The sequence below is a fragment of the Pseudonocardia kujensis genome (assembly GCF_021283305.1).
Taxonomy (GTDB): Bacteria; Actinomycetota; Actinomycetes; order Mycobacteriales; family Pseudonocardiaceae; genus Pseudonocardia; species Pseudonocardia kujensis.
In genome coordinates, this window is sequence record NZ_JAJSOK010000129.1 from 1 (window position 1) to 7,357 (window position 7,357).

Genomic DNA, 7,357 nt, shown 5'->3' on the forward strand with positions numbered 1-7,357 from the left:
GCTCACCCAGAGCGACCCGGTCGAGCTGTTCCGCACCACGGGGCTCCCGCGCCCGACCTACCTGCGCGCGCTGACCCTCTCCGACTACCGCGCCAACTCCGGCTGGCAGGCCGCCCAGCCCCGCCCGGCGCCGACCAGCCGGCCGCGCCGCAGCAGGACGTCCCGCGGCCCGAGCCGCAGGCCGAGGCGCCCCTGCCGACGCCGGAGCCCGCGCCGGTCGACGTGCCCCAGCCGGGCCCCGCTGCCGCGGACCAGGGCGAGGGCGTCCCGGTGCTGGTCCCGCTCGTGCTGCTGCTGATGGTGGCGCTGTTGACCGGGCCCGCGGTCGGCCGGCGGGTGCTGCGGAAGCGCCGGCTCGCCGCCGCCGCGGCGGGGGGTCCGGGCGCCGGCCGCGCGGCGTGGGACGAGATCCTCGCGACCTCGCGGGACCGCGGCTCGGCCGTGTCCGACGGCGACACCGTCCGCGGCACCGCCCGGGGGGTCGTGGGGGCGCACGAGCTCGACGGCCCCACGAACGCCGCCGCGCAGGACGCGCTGCGCGAGATCGTGCGGCTGGTCGAGGCGGAGTGGTACGGCGACGACCCGCCCGCCGAGGGCGCCCTCACCGGTCCCCTGCAGACCGTGCTCGGCGCGATCGACGGCTCCGGTCGCGGGGGGTGGAGGTCGTGGGTGCGGACCCTCGTCCCCCGCTCGCTCCTGCTCGCGGGCAAGGAGCGCATCCCCAGCAAGATCGGGTGAGGATCCGACGCGTCATGGTTCCATAACGCTCACCCGAGGCCCCTGCGAACGCATTATGGCTCCATAGCGCTCACCCGAGGCCCCGGCGAACGCACTATGGCTCCATAACGCTCACCCGAAGCCCCGACGAACGCGCTATGGTTCCATAACGCTCACTCGAAGCCTCCCGGGACCCATTATGGTTCCATAACGCTCACCCGAGGCCCCAACGACGCGTTATGGATCCATAACGCTCACCCGAGGCCTCGACGAACGCGTCATGGTTCCATAACGCTCGTCCGCGGACTCTCGGGACGCGTTATGGATCCATGACGCGTCGCTCCGGGCGCGCGAACGACGAGAGCCGCGGCCCCTCGGGCCGCGGCTCTGCGCGTGGTCGATTCAGTCCTGTTCGAAGCGGCGCCGGAAGCGCTCTTCCATCCGGCCGGTGAACCGGTTCTTGTCCGGCTCGGCCTGCTTGCCGTCCGTACCGCCGCCGGACTTGCCGGCTCCGCGGGCGCTGAGCGCCAGCATCGTGCCGCCGAGCATGGCCAGGAACCCGACCACGCTGACGACGGGGACCGCGCCGACGAGGTCGCGGAGCGGGGCGACCGCCACGCCGACGACGAGCAGCACCAGACCCACCGCGAAGAGCGCGATGCCCTGGAGCCGCCGGCGCCGGCTCGGTTTGCGCAGCTTGGAGCCGCGCACGGTCGAGGCGAACTTGGGGTCCTCGGCGTAGAGAGCACGCTCGATCTGTTCGAGCAGGCGCTGCTCGTGCTCGGAGAGGGGCATGACGTCCTCCGGCACAACGGTCACGGGATGTCCCGCCAACCCTGGTGCGGCGGGTGGCGGAACGAGCGCCCGGGATGGGCGTCTGACCAAGAGGATACGAGGCAAAGCGCTGGTCCACTACCCGGAGGTCACAACCCGGGCAGACCGATCTTCGAACGGCCGCCCGGCCCGGGCGGGTGGTGATCGACGTCGCCTCGGGCGTCCAGGTCGGACGGCGTCCGAGCACCGGCTCCGGCCCGGGCCCGCGCTCGGGTCAGGGCGTGACGGCGCGCGCCAGGACGTGCAGCCGGGCAGCGACCTCGCGCAGCGCCGGAACCCCTGCGGCGAGGTCCTCGAGCTCCGCGGCGCCCCGCAGGTCCGCGGGACCGCCGTCCCGGACGGAGTGGGGCAACCAGGCCTCGAGCAGCCCGTCGCCCTGGACGAGCTCGACGCGAAGCCGCCGGGTCTCCTCCAGCAGTGCGGTGACCGTGGGCCCGTCGAGGCGGCGGCGGAGGGTGTCGTCCGGCCCGTAGCGCCCGTCCGGGTCGGCGAGGACGGCGCGCGCCTCCTCGAGCCGCCCGCCCAGCACGTGCCAGAGCACTGCGGCATGGCGGCTGGTGGCCAGCACCGACACGGCCGCGCCCGGTGCCGCGACGGCGGCGAGCGAGGCCGCGGCCCGCGCCGGGTCGTCGACCACCTCGAGCAGCCCGTGCCCGAGCACGAGATCGGCGCCGCTGGAGTCGATCAGGTCGGCGACGACCTCGGGAAGCTGGTCGGCGTCGCCCTGCACCGGCGTGACGAGCGCGTGCACCTCGGCCTCGCGGGCGCGGCGCTCGAGCGCCGCCAGGGCGTTGGGGCTGACGTCGACGACGGTCACCGCGCACCCCGCGGCGGCCAGGGGCACCGCCCAGGTGCCGCTGCCCCCGCCGACGTCGACCACCCGGGGCCGGCCGTCGGGTCGGGCGGAGCGCGCCCGTTCGACCTCCGCGTCGAGGACGCGGCGGACCGCCCCGCCGCTCACGGTTCCCGGACGCTCGCCTGCCACCGCGTTCACACGGGCAGCCTAGTGGCGCGCGCACGTGCCGGGGCGGCGAGACGGTAGGTTGATCGCCGTGCAGGTCGTCGCCACGCTGAGCCTGAAGGGTGGGGTCGGCAAGACCACCGTCGCCCTCGGTCTGGCCGGTGCCGCGCTGCACCACGGCATCCCCACCCTCCTCGTGGACCTGGATCCCCAGGCCAACGCCACCATCGCGCTCGACGTCGAGCCCACCACGGGCACGGTCGCCGACGTGCTGGACGAGCCGAGCCGCTCCGTGCTGCGCCGCGCCATCGCGACGAGCGCCTGGGGCGAGGGGCTGGACGTCCTGGTGGGTTCGGAGCAGAACGAGCGGCACAACCACCCGGACCCGAGCACCAAGCAGCTCGAGCGGCTGGCCCGCGCGCTCTCCCGGCTCGACGATCCCGACCTGGGCTCCAGCCTCGGCCGCACGGACGAGAAGCCCGGCGAGCCGTACCAGCTGGTGATCATCGACTGCCCGCCTTCGTTGGGGCAGCTGACCCGCAGCGCCCTCGCGGCCTCGGACCGAGCCATCCTGGTCACCGACCCGACGATGTTCGCGGTGTCCGGCGTGCAGCGGGCCTTCGACGCCGTGCAGGCCGAGCGCGAGCGCGGCAACCCGGACCTGCAGCCGCTGGGCGTTCTGATCAACCGGGTGCGCCCACGCAACGCCGAGCACGACTACCGCATCGCGGAGCTGCGGGAGCTGTTCGGGCCGCTGGTGTTCGGCGGCGTGCTCCCGGACCGCTCCGCCGTGCAGCAGGCACAGGGCGCGTGCCTGCCCATCCAGTCCTGGGACACGCCCGGGGCCCGCGAGGTGGCGGCGGTGTTCACCGCCCTGCTCGGTCGGTTGCTGCGCTCCCGCTCCCGGACCTGACGCCGCACCCGGCCCCGAACCCGGCGCCGACGGGCCGGTCGCGGGCTCAGCGGTCGATCAGCAGCTCCCGCACGATCCTCACGAACTGCTCGGCCTGCCGCAGCAGGTCATCGGCCTCGCGCCGGTCGACCAGCCGGGAGATGCCTGCCTCGGCGGCCGCCCGGGTGTCCGAGCAGGACGCGAAGAACGCGGCCCACTCCCCCAGCTCCGGGGCGATGTCGCCGAGCAGCTGCCAGACGCTGCGCGGCCGCCCGCGCCGCTGCTCCGGGACCGCGCGCGCCGCCAGCACCGCGGCGCCCGCCCGCAGCGCGGCGAGGTAGGCCGCCGGGTAGCGCAGCAGCGGCTCCGGGGAGCGGTAGCCGTCCGCCACGCACTCCGACGCCTGCCGCAGCAGGCCCAGTGCCGCCTTCGACACGGGCGCGGCCGGCGCCCGCTCGCTCGTCGTGATCGTCATGTCCGCTCCTCCGGTCCTCACGCTCGCCCTGCACACCCGCACCGCAGCGGGCCCCCGTGCCGTCCCCCGTGCCCAGCCCCCTGCCACACGCGGCCCCGCGGCCGGCCGGCACCCCCGGGCGCCACCCCGGCCCGCGCTCATCCCGCGTCCGGCACGCGCACGAGGTCCCAGACCCCGGGCCCCGCGCGCATCCGCAGCACGAACTCCCGGGCCGGCTCCTGCGGCGACTCCGCGGACCTCGCCTCCACCCGCCAGCAACGCAGTTGGTCGCCACCGATCGGCATCGGCGACGGGAACGGCCACGGCGACTCCTCGATCCACCGCTCGCGGACGTCCGTGACCAGGTACCGGGACCCGCGCCGGGCGGGCCTGCGTTCGAACTCCACCGGCTCGCCCTCGAGCCAGCGGACCTGGACCGGTGCGGGCTCGCGGGGCCCGAACACCCGGGAGAAGGTGCTCACGGAGATCACTCCCCTTCCGGCCGGCTGGGACCCGGCTGGACACGAGCACCGGCCCGCGCCGGTACGGGCCGGCGGGGTCGGTACGGACAGCGCAGACCGACCCGGGGAGGGAGTGCTTCCCCCACCCCGCCCCCGGGACCGACCTGGATCGAACATGTGTTCGACTCGTCCAGTGAAGCGTGTCCGGCGCGGGCCGTCAAGTCGGGCCCGCACCACCGTGGAGGGCTCCCGCCCCGCGTGCGCACGCCCTTCTCCTACCGGGCACCACCGACGAAACCGGCGCCGTCGGCCGGGACCGGGCCGTCGGCACCCGCCCTCGGTTGCGTCGCGTGGTGAGATGGCGGCATGACCCGCCCGCGCCCCGCCCGTCGCGCGACCGTCCGCGTCCGCGAGACCCCCGGGGCCGCAGTGGCCGCAGCAGCCGCGCCGGCCACAACGGCAGTGACGACACCGCGACCGGGCCCTCGCCCGGGGCCGCGGCGATGACCGCCGCGCCCGCCCGGCCGCGCCTGGTCGCCCTGTCGTCGGTCGAGCTGGCCGACCACCTCGGCGAGGCGCTCGACGTCTACGTCGCCGCCATGGGCTACCCGCCCGGCACGGCGCGCCAGCGCCGCAACCTCTGGCTCGAGCACACCCGCCGCGCCGGGTGGCGTTGCGTCGGCTGGATGGCCCCGGGCGGCCACCTGATCGGGATCGCCTACGGCTACACGGGCGGGCCCGGGCAGTGGTGGTTCGAGGAGGTCCGCCGCGGGCTGGCCGCGCGCGGCGCCGCCCGGGACCCCGCCCAGCCGGACTGGCTGCACGACTACTTCGAGCTGACCGAGCTGCACGTCCGGCCCGACGCGCAGGGCGCCCGGCTCGGCGAAGGCATGCTGCGCGGGCTGCTCGACGGCGTCCGGCACCGGATGGTCCTGCTGTCCACACCGGAGTACGCGCCGCGCGCCCCCGGCCGGGCCTGGCGGCTGTACCGCAGGCTCGGCTTCGACGACGTGCTCCGGGACCACCGCTTCACCGGCGACAGCCGGCCCTTCGCGGTGCTCGGCCGGACCCTCCCGCTGCCGCCACCGCCCGAGCGCGGGTGACCCCGGCCCGTCGCTGCAGCCTCGCGGCACCGGGCGATGGCACGATGACCGCCGTGCAGTCGCCGCCCGCTCCCCACCGTGACCAGCCCCGTCCCGACCGGCCCCGCCCCGAGGGCCACCGCCCCGTCCGCACGTCCCGGTTCCGCCGGGTCGTCTCGGTGCTCCTGCTCGTGGCGACCGCGGTCGCGCTGCTGGGCGGCTGCGCCCGTGTCCGGGCGGCCCTCGCCGTGCAGCCGGACGACACGGTGACCGGCGAGATCGTGATCGCCACCCCCGAGAAGGGCCCGGACGACAAGGGACCCGCGATCTCGGTGCCGCCCGCGCTGGCGTCCGACGTGGACGTGTCCGAGTACCGGCAGGACGGCTACACCGGATCGGTGCTGCGCTTCTCCGGCCTGACGTTCGACCAGGTCGGGCAGCTGAGCGCGGCCGGCGGCCAGGCCGGCGAGCGCGCGCACCTGACGCTGCGTCGGGCCGGCAACCGGATCGTGCTGGAGGGCGCGGCCGACCTGACCACCGTCCCGGTGGACCGCGCGGACTTCCAGCTCAAGGTCAGCTTCCCCGGCGAGGTCCTCGACACCAACGGCGACTCCGAGGCCGGCACGGTGAGCTGGACCTTCACCCCGGGAGAGGTCGGCGACGTCAACGCCGTCGTGGCCTACGACGACCCGCAGGCCCCCTCGGCCACGGCCTGGACGCTCGCCCTCGCCGTGATCGTGCTCGGCGCCGTCGCGGCCGTGGTCGTGCTGGCCCGGCGCACCCGCAACCCGCCGGTGCGCCGCTAGCCCAGCGCCGCCGGCCCCGGGAGCGCCGGCCCCGGGACCGCCGGCCCAGCACCGCCGGCTCAGCACCGCCGGCTCAGCACCGCCGGCTCAGCACCGCCGGCTCAGGACAGGGCGGGCCGGCGGGCCAGGCCCAGCCGCTCGACCAGCTCCGTCGTGGCCAGGGACCGGTTCAGCGTGTAGAAGTGCAGCCCCCGCACGCCCTCGCCGAGCAGCTTGCGGCAGAGCTCCTCGGTGAGGTCGAGCCCGGCAGCGCGGAACGCCGCCGGGTCGTCCGCGTAGGGCTCGAGCCGCTCGGCCAGTCCCGGCGGCAGCGGCGCGCCGGACAGCTCCGGCCCGCGGCGCAGCGTCTTGACGCTGAGCAGGGGCATGATCCCCGGCAGCAGCGGCACCTCGCAGCCCGACGCGGCCAGCCGGTCCCGCAGCCGGAGGAACCCGTCCGGCTCCCAGAACAGCTGCGTGATCGCGAAGTCGGCGCCCGCCCGGATCTTCGCCAGCAGCCGCTGCAGGTCGGCGTCGAGATCGGCCGAGCGCGGGTGGCCGTACGGGAAGGCCGCGACGCCCACGCAGAACGAGCCGGAGCGCTTGACCAGCCGGACCAGCTCGTCGGCGTAGGTGAGGCCCTCGGGGTGGGCCGTCCACTCGCCCAGCGGGTCCCCGGGCGGGTCGCCCCGGACCGCGAGGACGTTGCGGATGCCGGCGGCCGCGTACGAGCCGACGACGTGCCGCAGCTCCGCCACCGAGTGCGAGACGGCCGTGAGGTGCGCCATCGCGACCAGCGTGGTGTCCGTGGCGATGCGGGCCGTGGTCCGGATCGTCCGGTCCCGGCTGGAGCCGCCGGCGCCGTACGTGACCGACACGAACGCCGGGTCGAGGGGCTCGAGGCGGCGGATCGCCTTCCAGAGCTCCGCCTCCCCCTGCTCGTCCTTGGGCGGGAAGAACTCGACCGAGAAGACCGGGCTCTCCGCCCCGATCCGGTCGATCACCGAGGTGCGCGGCTGCGCGGTTCGCGTGGTCACCTGTTCAGCCTACGGTCGTGCGTCGGCGCGCCCAAGGTGCGTCCCGCCGATACGCTCGCCGGGTGGTTCATCCCTCCCCGCCCACGAACGTCCTGCCGGGCCCGGCACCCGAGTCCGCGGGGGCCGCCGCGCTC

At 75.9% G+C, this 7,357-nt stretch carries 9 protein-coding genes; 4 read left to right on the plus strand and 5 right to left on the minus strand.

The features are described 5' to 3' along the window. The first annotated feature begins 222 nt into the window (after positions 1 to 222). Positions 223 to 738: a hypothetical protein gene (locus LWC35_RS38290; protein WP_232875492.1), complete on the plus strand. Its 516-nt coding sequence runs from the start codon at positions 223 to 225 to the stop codon at positions 736 to 738. Between the two features lie 381 nt (positions 739 to 1,119). Here the strand turns inward: LWC35_RS38290 and LWC35_RS38295 are convergent, their stop codons facing one another. Together LWC35_RS38295 and LWC35_RS38300 are read right to left on the minus strand one after the other, a co-directional pair. Next, positions 1,120 to 1,512, minus strand: a complete 393-nt coding sequence (locus LWC35_RS38295; protein ID WP_232875500.1) for an SCO2097 family morphological protein — start codon at positions 1,510 to 1,512, stop codon at positions 1,120 to 1,122. Between the two features lie 253 nt (positions 1,513 to 1,765). Further along, positions 1,766 to 2,536 (minus strand): class I SAM-dependent methyltransferase, encoded by a 771-nt coding sequence (locus LWC35_RS38300; RefSeq protein ID WP_443690216.1) that lies wholly within the window; start codon positions 2,534 to 2,536, stop codon positions 1,766 to 1,768. Between the two features lie 67 nt (positions 2,537 to 2,603). On the opposite strand from LWC35_RS38300, the gene LWC35_RS38305 reads away from it, so the two are divergent. After that, positions 2,604 to 3,425 carry a ParA family protein gene (locus LWC35_RS38305; RefSeq protein WP_232875494.1) on the plus strand — a complete coding sequence of 274 codons (822 nt, stop codon included), beginning with the start codon at positions 2,604 to 2,606 and terminating at the stop codon, positions 3,423 to 3,425. Between the two features lie 46 nt (positions 3,426 to 3,471). Here the strand turns inward: LWC35_RS38305 and LWC35_RS38310 are convergent, their stop codons facing one another. Both LWC35_RS38310 and LWC35_RS38315 read right to left on the minus strand, forming a co-directional pair. Beyond that, complete coding sequence (locus LWC35_RS38310) at positions 3,472 to 3,879, minus strand: SAV_6107 family HEPN domain-containing protein (protein WP_232875495.1); 408 nt, start codon at positions 3,877 to 3,879, stop codon at positions 3,472 to 3,474. A gap of 137 nt (positions 3,880 to 4,016) precedes the next feature. Then, positions 4,017 to 4,340 carry a hypothetical protein gene (locus tag LWC35_RS38315; RefSeq protein WP_232875496.1) on the minus strand — a complete coding sequence of 108 codons (324 nt, stop codon included), beginning with the start codon at positions 4,338 to 4,340 and terminating at the stop codon, positions 4,017 to 4,019. 482 nt (positions 4,341 to 4,822) lie between these two features. On the opposite strand from LWC35_RS38315, the gene LWC35_RS38320 reads away from it, so the two are divergent. Next, the gene (locus LWC35_RS38320) at positions 4,823 to 5,422 is read left to right on the plus strand and encodes an N-acetyltransferase (RefSeq protein WP_232875497.1); all 600 of its coding nucleotides are present in this window, start codon (positions 4,823 to 4,825) and stop codon (positions 5,420 to 5,422) included. A gap of 44 nt (positions 5,423 to 5,466) precedes the next feature. Continuing rightward, entirely contained in the window at positions 5,467 to 6,207 is a 741-nt protein-coding gene (locus LWC35_RS38325; protein WP_232875498.1) for an LppM family (lipo)protein, read from the plus strand. Between the two features lie 101 nt (positions 6,208 to 6,308). Here the strand turns inward: LWC35_RS38325 and metF are convergent, their stop codons facing one another. Beyond that, on the minus strand, positions 6,309 to 7,223 hold the full coding sequence (gene metF, locus LWC35_RS38330; protein WP_232875499.1) for a methylenetetrahydrofolate reductase [NAD(P)H]: 915 nt from the start codon (positions 7,221 to 7,223) through the stop codon (positions 6,309 to 6,311). Positions 7,224 to 7,357 lie beyond the last annotated feature (134 nt).

Coding starts and splice junctions, on each gene's coding strand:
- LWC35_RS38310 (WP_232875495.1), bottom strand. CDS start 3,879: ATGACGATCACGACGAGCGAGCGGGCGCCGGCCGCGCCCGTGTCGAAG.
- LWC35_RS38320 (WP_232875497.1), top strand. CDS start 4,823: ATGACCGCCGCGCCCGCCCGGCCGCGCCTGGTCGCCCTGTCGTCGGTC.
- LWC35_RS38295 (WP_232875500.1), bottom strand. CDS start 1,512: ATGCCCCTCTCCGAGCACGAGCAGCGCCTGCTCGAACAGATCGAGCGT.
- LWC35_RS38325 (WP_232875498.1), top strand. CDS start 5,467: ATGACCGCCGTGCAGTCGCCGCCCGCTCCCCACCGTGACCAGCCCCGT.